General features: G+C 51.6%; 11 protein-coding genes. 7 read left to right on the top strand and 4 right to left on the bottom strand.

The window, feature by feature from the left end; translation table 11 throughout:
• Window positions 1–27: 27 nt before the first annotated feature.
• Window positions 28–1,068 (bottom strand): hypothetical protein, encoded by a 1,041-nt coding sequence (locus tag AC0MA3_RS06560; protein ID WP_474655574.1) that lies wholly within the window; start codon window positions 1,066–1,068, stop codon window positions 28–30.
• A gap of 469 nt (window positions 1,069–1,537) precedes the next feature.
• Window positions 1,538–2,551, bottom strand: a complete 1,014-nt coding sequence (locus tag AC0MA3_RS06555; RefSeq protein ID WP_474655573.1) for an LLM class flavin-dependent oxidoreductase — start codon at window positions 2,549–2,551, stop codon at window positions 1,538–1,540.
• A 288-nt stretch (window positions 2,552–2,839) separates the two neighbouring features.
• On the opposite strand from AC0MA3_RS06555, the gene AC0MA3_RS06550 reads away from it, so the two are divergent.
• From AC0MA3_RS06550 to pgmB, 5 genes are all read left to right on the top strand, one after another.
• Window positions 2,840–3,844: a LacI family DNA-binding transcriptional regulator gene (locus tag AC0MA3_RS06550; protein ID WP_379156701.1), complete on the top strand. Its 1,005-nt coding sequence runs from the start codon at window positions 2,840–2,842 to the stop codon at window positions 3,842–3,844.
• 216 nt (window positions 3,845–4,060) lie between these two features.
• Window positions 4,061–5,488: an ABC transporter substrate-binding protein gene (locus tag AC0MA3_RS06545; RefSeq protein WP_379156704.1), complete on the top strand. Its 1,428-nt coding sequence runs from the start codon at window positions 4,061–4,063 to the stop codon at window positions 5,486–5,488.
• Window positions 5,489–5,650: 162 nt separating this feature from the next.
• Window positions 5,651–6,766, top strand: a complete 1,116-nt coding sequence (locus tag AC0MA3_RS06540) for a carbohydrate ABC transporter permease (protein WP_474655572.1) — start codon at window positions 5,651–5,653, stop codon at window positions 6,764–6,766.
• On the top strand, window positions 6,767–7,858 hold the full coding sequence (locus AC0MA3_RS06535) for a carbohydrate ABC transporter permease (protein WP_379156711.1): 1,092 nt from the start codon (window positions 6,767–6,769) through the stop codon (window positions 7,856–7,858).
• A 119-nt stretch (window positions 7,859–7,977) separates the two neighbouring features.
• On the top strand, window positions 7,978–10,986 hold the full coding sequence (gene pgmB, locus AC0MA3_RS06530) for a beta-phosphoglucomutase (RefSeq protein WP_474655571.1): 3,009 nt from the start codon (window positions 7,978–7,980) through the stop codon (window positions 10,984–10,986).
• A 118-nt stretch (window positions 10,987–11,104) separates the two neighbouring features.
• Here the strand turns inward: pgmB and AC0MA3_RS06525 are convergent, their stop codons facing one another.
• The gene (locus AC0MA3_RS06525; RefSeq protein WP_474655570.1) at window positions 11,105–12,082 is read right to left on the bottom strand and encodes a LacI family DNA-binding transcriptional regulator; all 978 of its coding nucleotides are present in this window, start codon (window positions 12,080–12,082) and stop codon (window positions 11,105–11,107) included.
• Window positions 12,083–12,333: 251 nt separating this feature from the next.
• Here AC0MA3_RS06525 and AC0MA3_RS06520 point away from each other — a divergent pair, with 251 nt between their 5' ends.
• Both AC0MA3_RS06520 and AC0MA3_RS06515 read left to right on the top strand, forming a co-directional pair.
• Window positions 12,334–15,300: an ABC transporter substrate binding protein gene (locus AC0MA3_RS06520; protein WP_474655569.1), complete on the top strand. Its 2,967-nt coding sequence runs from the start codon at window positions 12,334–12,336 to the stop codon at window positions 15,298–15,300.
• Between the two features lie 36 nt (window positions 15,301–15,336).
• Window positions 15,337–15,576, top strand: a complete 240-nt coding sequence (locus tag AC0MA3_RS06515) for a hypothetical protein (RefSeq protein WP_474655568.1) — start codon at window positions 15,337–15,339, stop codon at window positions 15,574–15,576.
• 272 nt (window positions 15,577–15,848) lie between these two features.
• Here AC0MA3_RS06515 and AC0MA3_RS06510 read toward each other — a convergent pair whose 3' ends face one another.
• Window positions 15,849–16,556, bottom strand: coding sequence for a Crp/Fnr family transcriptional regulator (locus AC0MA3_RS06510; RefSeq protein WP_379156726.1), 708 nt, complete (start codon window positions 16,554–16,556; stop codon window positions 15,849–15,851).
• Between the last annotated feature and the right edge of the window lie 74 nt (window positions 16,557–16,630).

Here is a 16,630-nt window from a genome sequence, read left to right as displayed (position 1 = left end):
TCTCCTCCAGCCTATGGTGAAATGGGTTTACTTCTTCGAGTTCAGTCTGCGCAAGACAATCACGCTCAGGACCGCTATAGACAAGCTGATCAGGATCAAGTTATACCAAGGTTCAGCAGTGTCAGGCAGCTTTTCGCTGTCACCGGGCCCGCCAAGCGGAAGATCCTCATCGGTAACGTTCACTCCGGGATCGGGCGATGGTGTAGCAGCTGTATTGCCGATTACGGTGCTGCCGGTATCCGGTGAAGCTGATGGTGTATTGCCGCCTAGTGGAACTGGCGGGTCAGTGACTGTAACTTCAGCCAAGTCCGGCGAAGCTGTTACTACAGATGAAGCAGAAGGTGTAACAATGGTTCCCGGCACCGAACTGCTGGTTGGCCCCGCGGTTGGTGCGTTCGACGGATTCGGAGTAACAGAAGCCGTTGGTGAGGTGCTGGGCTCGACCGTCGGATTCGGTGTAGCAGAAGCCGAAGGCGAAGCGGTAGGCACAGCAGACGGATTAGGTGTAGCAGAAGCCGTTGGTGAAGTGCTAGGCGCAGCGGACGGATTCGGTGTAGCAGAAGCCGGAGGTGAAGCGCTAGGCACAGCGGATGGACCCGGTTCACCGGAAGCAGAGAATATGAAGGCTACACTGGTTGTTTTCGCTTGATACTCATTCCCGGCCTCATACGGAAAAGTGACATCCATTTGAATGGCCTCGTGGGCGCCTCCGGACAATGTTCCCACTGCCACCCGCCCCTCCGCTTCACTCATTGCCCCGGAATAGAGGATTACTCCCTCTTTTTGCAGGGTCATTTGCAGTATGTTGTACAATTCCTGGTCTCCGGACATGAACTTGAAGTCGACATAGTAATTGAAGGGCTCATTTCCTTCATTAATGACAGTATAGTCAGAGGAGGTAACATCCCCCGGCTGCATATTGTTCATCTTTGCCATACTGGTTGTGTGCGAATTCACTGTGAGCTTGATTGTATCCTCGGCACTTGCGCCTCCGGCATGCCAGACTACCCCGGCCAGAACGATCAGAATGTACATGCCAATAATTACTTTGTGGTATTTTTTCTTCACTTGCCTGCTCCTTTCTTTCTGGAGGCTCTGCCTTGCTACCCGCAGACTCAGCATAAACCCGCTTTATTCCTAGTGATTAACGCAAATCCTGTCGAATAGAGTGGTTTTTTGGAGAACCACTAAACATATATAAGGCAATAAAGATGTAATCAAGGTTGGGAGAAGGTATGTATGTTCGTTATAACGAATACCATCAGTATAATCAAAATTCCAGATAAGTAAAAATAGAATTAACGGACATTTTAAGCCTAAAATATTCGATTTACATAATAAATACGTATTTATTGAAGGATATCTTCAGATATCTAATTATTTCTCGATTAAGGAGAATATTTATGTATTTTATAAAGAACAGTTGTGGATGTGATTGCAAATGCTTCTGTCATATAAAAAAGAGAAAGCAGCCCATACGCTGCTTTCTCTAAAGAACATGATTTATAAGATAATCCCAAGTGGGCTTGTGGATGTCTTACCCTTCCTTCAACAGCTCAGCTACAAGTTCATAGGAATGCAGGCGTGCAGAGTGATCATAAATCTGCGAGGCTACGATGAATTCATCAGCCTGGGTTTCTTCTATGATCTGCAGCAGTCTTTCCTTGATCGCGGCTTGATCTCCTGCTATGGAGTATAGCTGTTTGCTCAGCAGCATGGCTTTTTCCTGTGGAGACCATAGTCCTTCCATGCTGTCTACCGGAGGCTGGAGCTTGCCGGTCCGGCCGCGGATAATATTCAGGAATTGCTGCTGCTGCGAAGTCGCAAGCCAGCGTGCCTGCTCTGTGGTTGCGGCAGCCGTAATGCCAAGACCCACCATGACATGCGGCTTATCCAGCGTCTCTGACGGCTTGAAGCTGGTGCGGTAGAGATGAAGGGCCGGCAGCAGGTAATCCGGTGCGAAGTGGCTGGCAAAAGCAAATGGCAAGCCCAGTTGGCCTGCGAGCTGGGCACTGAAGCCGCTGGAGCCGAGCAGCCAGATCGGCACATTCAGCCCTTCACCTGGAACTGCACGCACCCCAGGTGGCCGTGAGCCGGCACCGTCCGGATCGAAGTAGGCTCTAAGCTCACTAAGCTGCTCCGGGAATTCACTGCCATCACTGCCAAGGCTGCGGCGCATGGCGCGGGCAGCAGCCTGATCAGAGCCTGGCGCTCTGCCCAGACCGAGATCGATGCGGCCGGGATACAGCGATTCAAGTGTTCCGAATTGCTCGGCTATCATAAGCGGCGCATGGTTAGAGAGCATAATACCTCCTGACCCGACCCGAATGCTCTTGGTCCCGGCTGCAACATGGCCGATAACAAGTGAGGTAGCAGAGCTGGCAATACCAGGCATGTTATGATGCTCTGCGAGCCAGTAGCGGTGATAACCCCAGCCTTCGGCATGACGGGCCAGGTCGAGCGTGTTATGAAAAGAATCCGCCGCCGTTCCCCCCTCCACAATGGGAGCCAGATCCAGCACGGAAAACGGAATGTCCTGCAGTTTTTTCACGAATATCCCTCCTAAATGAATGCTTCTATTAATAACCAGTATTTGCAGCATTGAAATGATCTACCCGGTAATTATAACATGAAAATATATTATTTACACACTTTAAGTAAGCTGGTGTGCGGAAGTTTGTCTCCCATTCAATCTTTTTTGGTGCAACCTAGAGGCTGAATGGATACAGTTTTTCTAATGTACAAGCCATGAAAGCGCTTAGAAATTTCCTGTTGTAATTTATGGAAACCATTGCTATAATCGCTTTGAAAAGCTTTTCTAAAAAAGGAAGTTACGCTAATGAAACCAACAATCAGAGATGTTGCCAAAATGGCGGAGGTGTCGATCAGTACGGTATCCCGCGTAATGAATGCGCCGAATACCGTAGTAGAGAGCAAGCGCAGCCGTGTAATTGAAGCCATAGAGAAGCTGAAGTATCAGCCCAATGCCTTCGCCCGGGGATTAATATTTAAGAAGTCGTATATGCTTGGCCTGCTCATCCCTGATATTGAGAATCTATTTTTTGCCGGAGTGATCCGGGGAATGCAGGATGCCTGCAATAAGCTGGGCTACAGTCTGATGATCTGCAATACGGACCGCGACAAGGAACGGATGCTTAGCTACATTGACACTTTTCATGAGAAGCAGGTGGATGGAATTGTGTATGCCAGTGATATTCTCTACCCGGAATGTTATGAGAAGCTGACCGATTGCAGAATTCCTTTTGTGCTGGTCTCCTCCCACACAGACGATTACGATGTACCCACAGTGGAGATTGATGATGAAAAGGCAGCATACGACGCGGTCAGCTTCCTGATTGAGCTGGGTCACACCGAAATAGGCATGATCGGGTTCGATCATGAGAATTCGGTATCTGGACCCCCTCGTTATGATGGCTTCGTAAGGGCGATGACGGAAGCCGGCCTTGAGCATAGCGTGGAGAAGGTCAGGTATGCCAATCACCGTTTTGAGCATGCCTATCAGGCGGCGCATGAGCTGTTTACGGATTATCCGGAAGTGACAGCCTTATTCTGTGTAGCGGATGAGTTCGCGATGGGGGCAATCTCCTATTTGAAAGACCGCAATATTCTCGTGCCCGGCCAGGTATCTGTTATCGGGTTCGACAATCTGCGGATGTCAGGGATGTTCATTCCCAAGCTGACGACAATAGCACAGCCGATTTATCAACTGGGCTATAGAGCTGCCGAGAAGCTGCATGAGCTGCTGACCACCGGGAAAGTAGAAGTAATCACAGAAAAAATGGAGCATAAGCTGATTGTAAGAGAATCCTCGCGGGAACGATGAGCCATGTGTATTATGAAAAGCTTTTCAAAGGAAGAGCAGCTGCCAATATCAAATGGTATCTAGCCAGTACGGTATTGGAAACGCATACAACATAGACAGCCGTATTTCCCACTACTTCTTGCAAGGAGGTGATCCCGCAGGCAAGCGAGCAACTACTGAACGTAAGCATAAGGAATGCAGTCTCACAAACCATAATTAAAGGGGATGTATGACGAAATGAAAAAGGCTACGGGACGAAAGCTGTCACTCGCCATGGTGCTATGTTTATCCTTCACCATGCTGCTTAGCGGTTGCGGCGGGAATAATAACGCAAATAATGCGGCCAAGACGGATCCGCCGGCGGCTACAGAGGCCCCTGCTGCATCTAACAGCCAGGCTTCGCCTGATCCTACAGAGGCCGCTGCAACGGGCTCACCGCTGGATTTGGCTATGAAAGGTGAATATAAAGGAACCAAGGTCACCATGTTTGGACCTTTCGTGGATGCTGACCAGGTGAAGTTTGAGAACAGCATCAAGGACTTTGAAGCAAAGACCGGCATCGATATTCAGTATGAAGGCTCCAAAGAATTCGAAGCGACCATCAACATCCGCGTCGACGGCGGCAATGCCCCTGACATCGCTGACTTCCCGCAACCAGGGCTCTTGGCCTCCATTGCCAAAACCGGCAAGGTGGTCGATCTGACCGGGGTGCTGGATCAGGAGAAAATGAAAGCCAACTACAATCAAAGCTGGCTCGATATGTCCACTATGGATGGCAAAGACGGCAAGATCATGGCCGGGATCTGGAACCGGAGCAATGTGAAGAGTCTGGTCTGGTATCCGAAGAAGCAATTTGATGATGCAGGGTACAAAGTTCCGGAAACCTGGGATGACATGATGGCACTGACCGAACAAATCGCCAAGGATGGCGATCCGGCCTGGACTATTGGTATTGAGAGTGGTGCAGCAACAGGCTGGGCAGCAACTGACTGGATTGAGAACATCATGCTGCGTACAACCACACCGGAGAATTATGATAAATGGGTCAAAGGTGAGCTGCCGTTCACTTCTCCTGAAGTGAAGAATGCTGTTGAGATCATGTCCAAGATCTGGCTCAACAAAGATTATGTCTATGGAGGAACCAAATCAATCGTAACAACAGCCTTCGGGGATGCGCCGAAGCCAATGTTCGAGAATCCTCCCAAAGCCTGGTTCAACCTGATGGGCAACTTCATCACAAGTTTCTTCCCTGAAACGGCTAAGGTGGATCAGGATTATGACTGGTTCTACCTGCCACCGATTGATTCGAAGTACGGTAAGCCAGTGCTGGTCGCAGGCGATATCTATGCGATGTTCAATGACCGTCCGGAAGTGCGTGCAGTGATGGAATTCTTCACCACCGGTGAGTCCATCAAGACCTGGGTACAGTCCGGCGGCGTGATCGCTCCAATGAATGATGCTTCCCTGGATTGGTACACCTCTGAATCTGACCGCCGCATGGCGAAGCTGGTGCAGGATGCATCTACGCTGCGTTTTGACGGTTCTGACCTAATGCCTGGTAAAGTGGGGGCTGGAACCTTCTGGAAAGGCATGACCGACTATGTGAGCGGTACGGCTACACTGGATAAGGCCCTGGAGCAGATTCAGTCAGGCTGGAATAACTAAGCAGAACGTATTCATTCATATAATTATCTAAAAGCGGGGCAGTGTGCAGCGAGTATGACCTGTCCCGCTTTTTCTCTGTTGGAACAATTGGCTGAACAGACCGACCGAGTACAAGGCTTACGAAGAAAGTTTTGCTCTGCAAAACTTATAGGAGGAGCTAATATGGATGCACAAATAAAGCCGGAATCCCGTGTTGGGGGTGCCGGGGCGAAACAGAGAATCAGCATCGGGGCGGTGCTCCTGTCGATTGGTGTACTGCTCGCCAACATTGTCATCAATGGCCTGATCTTTATGTTCTTCCGGGATTCTACTTTGAATCCGCTGCTGACGGCGGTTCTTGCTGTGCTATGGGGCGTGCTCGGGGTGTATCTGATCTACTATACACTGACCTGGGCGGTAGAACAGTACCCGGACCATATCCGCAGGAAGGTGCTGCCGTATATTTTTATCGGACCGGCGGTAATTATCCTGGGCTGGCTGCTGGTGTTGCCTGCGCTGCGTACATTGTACCTGAGTTTCTTTAATGCTTCTTCGGAGGAGTTTGTCGGACTCAGCAACTACGCTGCGATATTCAGCGACCATCTTATGGCGACGGCACTGCGTAACAACCTACTCTGGGTGTTCGTGGGAACGCTGGCTTGTGTCTGCTTCGGGCTGCTCATCGCCATCCTGGCCGACCGCAGCAGCTACGAGAAAATCGCCAAATCAATCATCTTCATGCCGATGGCTATCTCTTTTGTGGCCGCAGGGGTCATCTGGAAATTCGTCTATTACTATCAGCCCGGTGACGAGCAAATCGGACTTCTGAATGCGGTCGTAACCTTTTTTGGCGGCGAGCCGCAGGCCTGGACGAGTATGCTGCAGCCCTGGAATAACTTTTTTCTTATTGTTATTTTGATCTGGATGCAGACCGGGTTTGCGATGGTGATTTTCTCTGCTGCGATCAAAGGGGTCCCTGACGATATCCTGGAGGCAGCGCGCGTGGATGGGGCGGGTGAGGTGAAGATCTTCTTCGGCATTATGATTCCATTCATTTCTACGACGATTCTGACCGTTACCACTACCATTATCGTCTTTACATTGAAAATATTTGACGTCGTCATGGTGATGACAGGAGGTCAATACGATACAGAAGTGGTAGCAACACAGTTCTACCGGCAGTTCTTTATGTACCGTAATTTCGGGTACGGATCGACGCTGGCTATTGTTCTGCTGATCGCGGTGTTGCCGGTCATTCTTATTAATCTGCGTCAGTTCCGCAAGCAGGGGGGATTCTAAATGGTCGGCAAAAAGAAAAGAAAAGGCGGCAAAACCATCGTTAATCTGGTGCTGGGTGTCATCTGCTTCATCTGGCTGCTTCCCACGCTGGGCCTCTTTATTTCCTCGTTCCGTCCGGCAGCGGATATTCTGCAGACTGGCTGGTGGAAGGTGTTCCCCCATCAGGAGTGGAAAGCAGGCGAAACGCTGCAGCTGTCCAAGGATGTGGATCTGCGTCAACCGATTGAGGTGAACGGCAAAACCTACACGGACGATCAGTTGAAGACAGGTGTGAAGGTGGACGACAGCCGTCTGATGTGGGAGAACCGGAGAGCGCGTACGGTCAATGTGCAGGAGCAGGGCTGGGAGACCAAACCTGATTTCACCATGGATAATTACAATAACGTGCTGTCCGGTAAAGAATACAAACTCACAGAGGCTGACGGCAGTGAAACGATGCAAAAGGGTACGGGGCTATCGCAGGCCTTCTGGAATACGCTGACGATTGCGGTGCCGGCTACAGTTATTCCGGTGCTGATTGCTTCTTTTGCCGCATATGCTTTCGCTTGGCTGCGGTTTCCGGGCCGCAAAACACTCTTCGTAATCATTATCGCCATGCTCGTAATTCCAATTCAAGTCGCCCTGATTCCTGTGCTCAAGGATTATACCGCGCTTGGTCTGAACGGAAGCTATCTGGGAATCTGGCTGGCGCATACCGCCTTCGGCCTGCCGCTGGTCACCTACTTCATGTATAACTTCATCAGCCAGCTGCCCAAGGATTTGTTTGAATCGGCTTTTATGGATGGGGCGAGCCATTTCACCATTTTTAGCAGGCTGATTCTGCCGCTATCCGTTCCTGCCCTGGCCTCCATCGGCATTTTCCAGTTCCTCTGGGTATGGAATGATTATCTGGTCTCGCTGATCTTTATCGGCAATCAGCCTTCCGTGCAGGTGATGTCCATGAAGATTGCCGATCTGGTGGGTTCGCGTGGCAACGATTGGCATTTGCTGACCTCGGCGGCGTTCATCTCCATGCTGATGCCGCTGGCGATTTTCTTCCTGCTGCAAAAGTACTTCGTACGCGGCCTGATGGGCGGTTCCGTGAAAGGCTGATGAGGGGCCGGACGGATGCAAGAGCTGTTTCGGTCCGGCCATTGACTGTATAAGCCGAGGGCGTCCTCCAGAGGGTGGAGGGTTCATAAGAGGTCAGCGATCAGGAGGAGATGTTCAAGATGAAGATGAAGCCCTATGAGCATCCGGCGGCACTGTATCCCTACCGGGAATGGAGTCTTAGCGAGGATGCCTATGAAGATGAGCATAACCAGAGGAGCGAGAGCGTGTTCGCGCTGGGCAACGGATATATCGGCATGCGCGGCAATTTCGAGGAAGGCTATCATGGCCATGCAGGAACCTCAGTGGCCGGTAATTATCTGAACGGGTTCTTCGATTCGGAGCCTATTGTGTATCCCGAGGGGGCGTACGGGTATCCTGACCGCAACCAGGCGATGCTGAATGTAACCGATGCCCGGATCATCGAGCTGAGCGTTGAAGGACATGCCTTTCATCTAAACAGTGGTACTGTACGCCGCTACGAGCGGAGCCTGGATATGCGAAGCGGTGTCCTCCGCCGTGAAGTGGAGTGGGAATCGCCTGCAGGCCACCGTGTCCTGATAGAGATCCGGCGGATGGTGGCCCTGAGTCACAAGCATCTTGCGGCGATCGATTACCGCGTAACGGCGCTTAATTTCGATGGTACGCTGACGTTCATCTCCGCGATGGATGGAGAAATTGTCCGGCAAGAGACAAGCGGAGACCCGAGGCTCGGATCTGGAAGTGGCGTACCGAGCCTGCTGCTGGAAGACGCGGGTTATGATGAGGCTGCAGGATTCCTCTGGATGAAGCAGCGGACCCGGCATACGCAGTTCGCACTGTGGACTGCTACGAGCCATACACTGCAGGCGGAGTCCGGCCTTGAGGTTAGCCGCGATGTTGCTGGTCAGCGGATTTCGATAGGCTATTCAGCTGAAGTACTCAGCGGGCAGAGCGTTACGCTGAGCAAGTATATTTCTTATCATACCTCCAAGGATTATGGCGAGGAGGAGCTGCATAGCCGGAGCAGGGTAGTGCTAGAGATGGCGGCGGCTTGCGGTTTTGACGGACTTGCTGCTGAACAGCAGGCCTGCCTGGATGTATTTTGGAATCACACGGATGTAGAGATTACAGGTGACCCGGCTTTGCAGCAGGGTATCCGCTTCAATGCTTTTCAGCTGCTGCAGTCGGTGGGCCGTGACGGTGTAACCAATATCGGGGCAAAGGGCCTGACGGGTGAAGGTTATGAGGGGCATTATTTCTGGGATACCGAAATGTACATGCTGCCGTTCTTCACATACACGCAGCCTGAGGTGAGCCGTGCGCTGCTGGAGTTTCGTTATGCCACACTGGGCAAGGCACGTGAGCGCGCGGCAGTCATGTCGCAGGCCGGGGCACTCTATCCCTGGCGGACGATCGACGGCGCGGAGAACTCGGCATATTTCCCGGCTGGAACAGCCCAGGTCCATATCAACGCAGACATCGCATATGCTATCAAACAATATGTTCAGGCGACAGGCGACAGAGAGTTTCTCGCCGCCAAAGGCGCGGAGATTCTGTTTGAAACCTCTCGTTTCTGGGCAGATCTGGGTCATTACAATCCGGCACGCGGCGGGGCCTTCTGCATAGATGCTGTAACCGGTCCCGATGAATATACAGCGATTGTGAACAATAATGCCTATACGAACCTGATGGTACGGGATCAGTTTCTCTATGCCTATGAGACAGCGGATCTGCTCCGCCGTGAGTATCCCGAAGATTACGAGCGGCTGGAATGCAGTATAGGAATAAGTGCACTGGAGGCAGAGGGCTGGCTGGAAGCCGCGGAGAAAATGTATATTCCTTTTGACAGGACGCTGGGTATCTATGCGCAGGATGATACGTTCCTTAGCAAGCGGAAATGGAACTTCGAACAGACCCCGGCGGATAAATATCCGCTGCTGCTGCACTATCACCCGCTCGTAATCTACCGGCACCAGGTGCTGAAGCAGGCAGATCTCGTTATGGCATTATTCCTGCTGGGCGATCAGTTTAGCCTGGCCGACAAAATCCGTAATTATCAGTATTATGAGCCGCTGACGACTCATGACTCTTCTCTGTCACCGTGTATTCACAGTATCATCTGTGCTGAAATTGGTGATCTGGCAGGCGCGTATGCTTACTTCGACCGCACGGTGCGGATGGACCTGGATGACATCAACCGCAATGCCAAAGACGGGTTGCATATGGCGGCGATGGCAGGTTCATGGATGTCGATTGTGAATGGGTTTGGCGGAATGCGCCAGTATGATGGGGGGCTGTCTTTCCGTCCGGCGCTGCCGGAGCAATGGCAGAGCTATCGCTTCAAAATTACATCTGGCGGTCAGCTGCTGGATGTGTATGTAGACCGTGAGGCAGTGGTATATACACTGCTTGAAGGAGAAGGTCTGGAGATCCGGCACCTGGAGCAGACGCTGCAGCTGTCTCCGCATGAACCGATGACCGTATCGCTTGCGAAACGGCTGGAAGCGGTGATCTTCGATCTGGACGGCGTGATTACCGACACGGCCGAATATCACTATATGGCCTGGCAGGCGCTTGCGGATGGCCTCGGGGTGCCCTTCAGCCGGGAGAAGAATGAACGGCTGAAAGGCGTGAGCCGCATGGAGTCGCTGGACATCGTGCTGGAGGACAGCGGCATGAGCCTCACGGAAGCCGAGAAGCAGCGGCTTGCGGAGCAGAAGAACGATCATTACAGGGAAATGATCGGACGGATTACCCCGGCGGACCTGCTGCCGGGGATTCCGGAGCTGCTCGATTCCCTGCGTGAGCGGGGAATCCTGTTGGGGCTGGCCTCGGCGAGCCTGAATGCTCCGCAGATTCTGGAACGCCTCGGCGCAGCCCGCTGGTTCCAGGCGATCGCCGATCCGGCCAGTCTGCGGAAGGGCAAGCCCGATCCGGAGATATTCCTGCAGGCGGCGGAGCTGCTGGGGGTCACGCCGGGCCATTGCATCGGCGTGGAGGATGCGGCAGCGGGCATAGCCGCGATCAAAGCTGCAGGCATGAAGGCGGCGGGCATCGGAAGCGCAGTCCAGCTGGGTGCGGCCGATCTGCTGGTGTCCCGGCCCTCGGAGCTAAGTGCAGAGAAGCTGCTGGAACTGATGAAGCGGTAAACGGCAATACCCCGTCTTTCCTCTATTACTGGAGGAGAGCGGGGTATTCGCATTTAGAACTACGCCTTGAACTTCAGCCTGAATCATTTCTGCTCAAGCAGTTCGCATTCGTCTAACCTTACGTCGTGGCTCCTGCCGCGAGTTCTACCGGCAAAATATTCTCGGCAGCGACGGGGGCGCCTTCGACCTGCTTCACGATTAGTTCTACGGCGAGACGGCCCATCTCATCCATCGGCTGGCGGATGGATGAGATGGCGGGATGGAACAGGCTGCGCAGATCGATCCCGTCATAGCCGATAATCCGTACATCTCCAGGCACGCTGCGGCCGCTCTCCCGGCAGGCTTTCAGTGCATAGGCAGCAATGAGATCACTGCCGGCAAAGATGCCGTCGATTCCAGGATGCTCCCGGAAAAGCTGCTCCAGAAGCCTTTCATAAGCCTGGACATCGAAGCTGTTATCGTCTGTGTGCAGTGAGGTCTGCCACACGCCATGCTTCCGGGCCGTATCGGCAAAAGCCTCATACCGGAGGTGGGACAAGAGGTTCAGTTGAGGATGACCGCCGATATGGGCGAGCTGCCGGCAGCCCTTTTCTATTAATAAGGTGGTAGCCAGTTGTCCCCCGGCATAGTTGTCTGAGCAGACATAAGGGATATCCGGTGAGATCTGCCGGTCAAAGGTGACCAGAGGCAGATTCATTTGCCGGTAGGCTTCCACCTCCAGCGTATGACTTCCCATAATGATACCGTCGACCCGGCTTGCGCGCAGCATATCAATATATTCAAGCTCTTTGATTTTGTCTTGTTGGGAGTTGCAGAGCAGCAGCTTATATCCGTTCCTGTAGGCATGCTCCTCAATCCGGCTCGTTAATTCTCCGAAGAACGGCAGTGACACATGAGGAATAATCAGCCCGATAATATTGGATCTGGAACGGCTTAGTGAACGGGCAAGCTCATTGGGTCTGTAGTTCAGTTCCTCCATCGCGGTATGGACCTTTTTCTTCAGGGCATCGCTCAAGTAGCCCCTGCTGTTCAGCACCCGGGATACGGTAGTCACCGATACACCTGCTTTGAGGGCTACGTCTTTTATGGTGGGCATGATAAGGTCTCCTGTCTAAGGGTTGCTGCTAATTTATTCTATCCCGTATGCCTTATGCTGTCTAGAAAGCCTGGCTCTACTCCGCTGCCCTTTAATAAATGAAAATAATACATAAAGAGGGAAGCAGAAGCTAGCTAACGAATTAGTATATTGTCGAAACTCCTCGTTTTGTTGTGTGTTTTTATAAGGTGAAGGAGACCTGTTTTGGAGTAAGACGAAGACTTTGCGACAGATGCATGGGGGTAATACTAATGGGCGTAGGGAGATTACATCGCAAGGGTTTGCAGGGCTGGCTTGTGCCTTTGATTCTGTGTGTCATGCTGTGGGTGTTTCTGTATCCATCATTTATTGCCAGGGCCGAGGATGCCCCTCCGAAGAATGTGCTGGTGCTTCACTCCTATCAGAAAGGTTTTGAATGGACGGATGAGCAGAGCGCGGGTATTGAAGAGACTCTGAAAGGTGCAAGCAATGTGCCTTTGATCTATACGGAGTATATGGACTGGAAAAGATACCCGAGTAAGGAAAATCTACAGAACCTGTACAATACAATCAAGTTAAAATACCAGAATACCCCTATCGATGCCATCATTACCACAGATGACGCCGCACTTAGCTTTGCTTTGAAATACCGGCAGGAGCTCCTGCATAATGCGCCGATTATATTCAGTGGTGTCAATGAACGGGGGGTGGCCAGCATACCGGACAAGCATAACCTGACCGGTGTAATCGAACAGATCAGCCCTACCCAAACGATACAAATGGCGCTGCATATTAATCCCCTAATCCGTAAGGTATATGTTGTATTTGACAACTCTGAAAGCGGGCTGTCCACGGGCCAAATGGTTATGGATCAGATTGCCTCGCTCAATCGGGGTCTAGAGATCATTCCTATGAACCGGTTTTCCTTTGAACAGATTAAGCAAAAGGTCTCCACCCTTTCTTCAGACAGTATGGTGCTGATGACTACTTTTTTTAGTGATTCTACCGGTAGAATTATCGAATTGAACAGGTTCGCCAGCGAGCTAGCAAGCAGCAGCAGCGTTCCGGTATACCATCTATATGATTTTGGACTGAACCATGGAGCTTTTGGCGGAAGCCTGATCAGCGGCAAAATTCAGGGCCGGACTTCCGCGAGCCTGGCACTGCGCATTCTTCAAGGTGAACGTGCCGACGAACTGCCGATCGTTAAGGATGGCACTAAGCGGAATGTGTTTGACTATAACCAGCTTCAGCATTTTGGTGTTTCCATAAATAAGCTGCCAGAGGGCAGCGAGATTATCAATAAGCCCTTTTCCTTCTATGAAACGTATAAAACGCTGGTCCTAAGCATCATCGCGGCTTTTACCATATTGGTAGCCTTTATCCTGATCTTGTTGTTCTATGTCCAGCTGGTGAAACGGATCCGATGCAATCTGGAAAAAAGCAATGAGCGCTTCAGTCTCGCTGCCTATGGCTCGGATGCGGTGATCTGGGACGTGGATATGTCCACGATGATCTATTATTTCTCGGACAGCTGGTACGAACTGCTGGGCTATGAACGAGATGAGATTAATGAGAGCCATGGGGGATGGCGGGATATTATCCATCCCGAGGACGCGGCGCAGCAGGAGAAGGCACGATCGCAGCATCTGGAGGGGCGTTCTTCCTATTATTATGCGGAATACCGGATGCGGAGCAAATCAGGGGAGTATAAATGGTTTCAGGCCCGGGGCAAGGTGCTGCGGAATGCAGCCGGCGGGTATGTCCGTTTTGCGGGATCGATGGTCGATATTACAGACCGGAAGGGTTATGAGAGCAAGCTGCAAATGAGTTATCAGGAGCTGGAGTCCACTTATGAGGAGCTTACGGCTCTGCAGGATGAACTTATGGAGCAGTATAAGAAGGCAGTGGAGAACCAGGAGCTACTGCAGGCCAGTGAAGAGAAATACCGTTTATTGGCCTATAACGATGTCTTAAGCGGGCTTCCGAACCGTCTGTCACTGTCGGAAGAACTGGAGAATTTCATTGGAGAACAACCGGAAGGGCAAGCCGCACTCTTTTTTCTAGATATCGATAACTTTAAATATATCAACGACACCATGGGCCATACTTTAGGCGATCAGCTGCTGGTGAAGGCTGGTAAGCGGCTGCTGGAGTTGTCGGACGGACGGTGTATGCATTTCCGTTTTGGCGGGGATGAATTTGTCATACTGATCAAGGATATTGCCGGTTATTCTGAGGTGATTTACTATGCGGAGTCGCTGGTTCAGGGCTTTGGTGAGCCTTTTGAGCTTAACGACAGCAGTGTGCATATCTCAATCAGTATGGGAATCGCCAGATATCCGGAGAACGGGACCAGTGCCGGGGAGCTGCTGAAGAATGCCGATATCGCGATGTACAAGGCGAAGGAGGAAGGCAAAGGCACCTATGTTCTGTATGGTGCGGAGATGCAGCGGCATTTTGATGAACGGATGATTGTGGAGCATTACTTAAGGAACGCGATTGCGAACAATGAGCTGTTGCTGCACTATCAACCGCTTGTGGATACCGGTTCAGGCGACATTTGGGGCTTTGAGGCATTGATCCGCTGGAACAGTCCTGTACTTGGCTTCGTATCCCCACTGTCATTCATCACCATCGCTGAGGATTGCCGGCTGATTGTTCCGATTGGGGAATGGGTCTTGCGCACCGCCTGCCAGTTCACCAAGGAGCTGCATGCACAGGGCTTCGAAGGCTATCACATCTCGGTCAATATTTCAGTGATCCAGCTGATGCTGGATGACTTCACGGAAACGGTGCTGTCCATTCTCAGAGAAACCGGACTTGCACCGGAGTATCTGGAGCTGGAGATTACGGAGTCTATCTTTATGGAATCCTTCGAGGTGATCGGCTCCAAGCTGGAATCGCTGAAGCAGAAGGGGGTTGGTATTGCGCTGGACGACTTCGGGACAGGCTACTCCTCACTGAGTTATCTGAAACAGCTGCCGATTACCACACTGAAGATCGATAAGTCTTTTATCGACAGTATTGATTCACCGAACAACATGTCGCTGGTCAGCTCCATTGTCACCATCGGACATGATATGGGATTGAACGTGACCGCCGAAGGTGTAGAGACACAAGATCAGCTGGCTTTCCTGGAGCGTACAAGCTGTGACAAAATTCAAGGCTACTATATCAGCAGACCGATCCCCGAACAAGAGGTTGCCGCCTGGGTTGCCGCCAGAGATGTCGGCTAAAACTGAGCGGAATTTGAGGGGGTGTCCCCAGCGCAAATGGTCAGTTTGCTCTTGAACAACGGCAAAAATGCCGTTGTTGGAGCCCGTGAAGTCGGTTTGCTCGTGAACAACGGCAGAAATGCCGTTGTTGGAGCCCGTGAAGTCGGTTTGCTCGTGAACAACGGCAAAAATGCCGTTGTTGGAGCTCGTGAGGTTGGTTTGCTCGTGAACAACGGCAGAAATGCCGTTGTTGAAACGTTTCTTATTGTTTTTGGGTTGCGAACGCTACCACTTTAATTCATCCAGCAGATTGCGGTGTGCTGAAAATCTATCCATGGTCTTTTTCCAATTCCCCCGTTAAAGACATATCCGTAACGAACATTCTTGTTCTTACAACTGGTTCCCAACCCAAGTGGCTCGGCAGCATCCGGCAGCCGACTTCCAAGGCAGGCCTGTGAATACCTGTTTTAACCCCGCAGCAGTTCTTCTTCACTCTAGGCTTTTTTCATTTTTCCAAAACCGTAGGTTCTCCACTCATTTTATATCCTCTGTATTTCAGTAGAACCTCTTCAGCCTCTACCTTCGGGTGCGGTGTCTACGCTGTGAATGTAATCCTTCATCTGGACGATGTCCAGCAGAGCAATCTCCCTGCCTTTGAACTGAATCCAGCCCTGATCACGCAGAATCCCCATTTCACGGGACAGCGAAGGTCGTGCTGTATTTAAATGTTCGGCCCATTCTTTTCTGCTGAAAGGAAGCCGGAACTGATCGGAAGACTGCAGTTCAGCCTGCTCCAGCAGGAAATCGACAATCCGGCGCCGCAATGGTCCGGCAGACAGATTCTCAATCTTCCGGTTGACCAGCACGAGGCGCTCGGATAGGTTCTCAATGAAGCGGGTCAGCATGTCTGTATCTGCCGTGAACATGCGCAGCAGCTCCTGCTTGCTAATAAACATAATCGTGCAGGGGTCAGCGGCAGTTGCCGTGGCGGGAACGCTGTTGTTCTTGCGGAACAGCACAGCTTCACCAATAGTCTGACCTTGAGTCAAATGGGCGATGGTTACACTGCTGCCGGTGGGATGGTTCTTCTGAACTTCTACCCGTCCGGAGAGCACAATGCCCAGACGGTCGGCCGTATCTCCTTCCGCCAAGATTACGGCTTTCTTCGGATATTCGCTTACAGTGTAGATCATCTTGTGCAGCAGCGCTTCAATCTCCTCCACTGACCGTCCCCGAAACAGCAGACAGGCCTGCAACACAGCAGGGTTCGGGTTCATAGATTTCCTCCTGAATGGCAAGTATCCGGTAACATCTGTTACCGATTGTTCGACGAAAGTCTACTACAATTACT

It is taken from the genome of Paenibacillus sp. LS-5, from assembly GCF_056121505.1.
Note: the sequence above shows the minus strand (reverse complement) of the source record. Positions and strands in the feature narration are given on the sequence as shown.

What these genes read in the sequence shown, in the direction of transcription:
- pgmB (WP_474655571.1), top strand. Translation starts at nt 7,978, where the DNA reads ATGAAGATGAAGCCCTATGAGCATCCGGCGGCACTGTATCCCTACCGG.
- AC0MA3_RS06545 (WP_379156704.1), top strand. Translation starts at nt 4,061, where the DNA reads ATGAAAAAGGCTACGGGACGAAAGCTGTCACTCGCCATGGTGCTATGT.
- AC0MA3_RS06540 (WP_474655572.1), top strand. Translation starts at nt 5,651, where the DNA reads ATGGATGCACAAATAAAGCCGGAATCCCGTGTTGGGGGTGCCGGGGCG.
- AC0MA3_RS06535 (WP_379156711.1), top strand. Translation starts at nt 6,767, where the DNA reads ATGGTCGGCAAAAAGAAAAGAAAAGGCGGCAAAACCATCGTTAATCTG.
- AC0MA3_RS06510 (WP_379156726.1), bottom strand. Translation starts at nt 16,556, where the DNA reads ATGAACCCGAACCCTGCTGTGTTGCAGGCCTGTCTGCTGTTTCGGGGA.
- AC0MA3_RS06520 (WP_474655569.1), top strand. Translation starts at nt 12,334, where the DNA reads ATGGGCGTAGGGAGATTACATCGCAAGGGTTTGCAGGGCTGGCTTGTG.
- AC0MA3_RS06550 (WP_379156701.1), top strand. Translation starts at nt 2,840, where the DNA reads ATGAAACCAACAATCAGAGATGTTGCCAAAATGGCGGAGGTGTCGATC.
- AC0MA3_RS06515 (WP_474655568.1), top strand. Translation starts at nt 15,337, where the DNA reads ATGGTCAGTTTGCTCTTGAACAACGGCAAAAATGCCGTTGTTGGAGCC.
- AC0MA3_RS06525 (WP_474655570.1), bottom strand. Translation starts at nt 12,082, where the DNA reads ATGCCCACCATAAAAGACGTAGCCCTCAAAGCAGGTGTATCGGTGACT.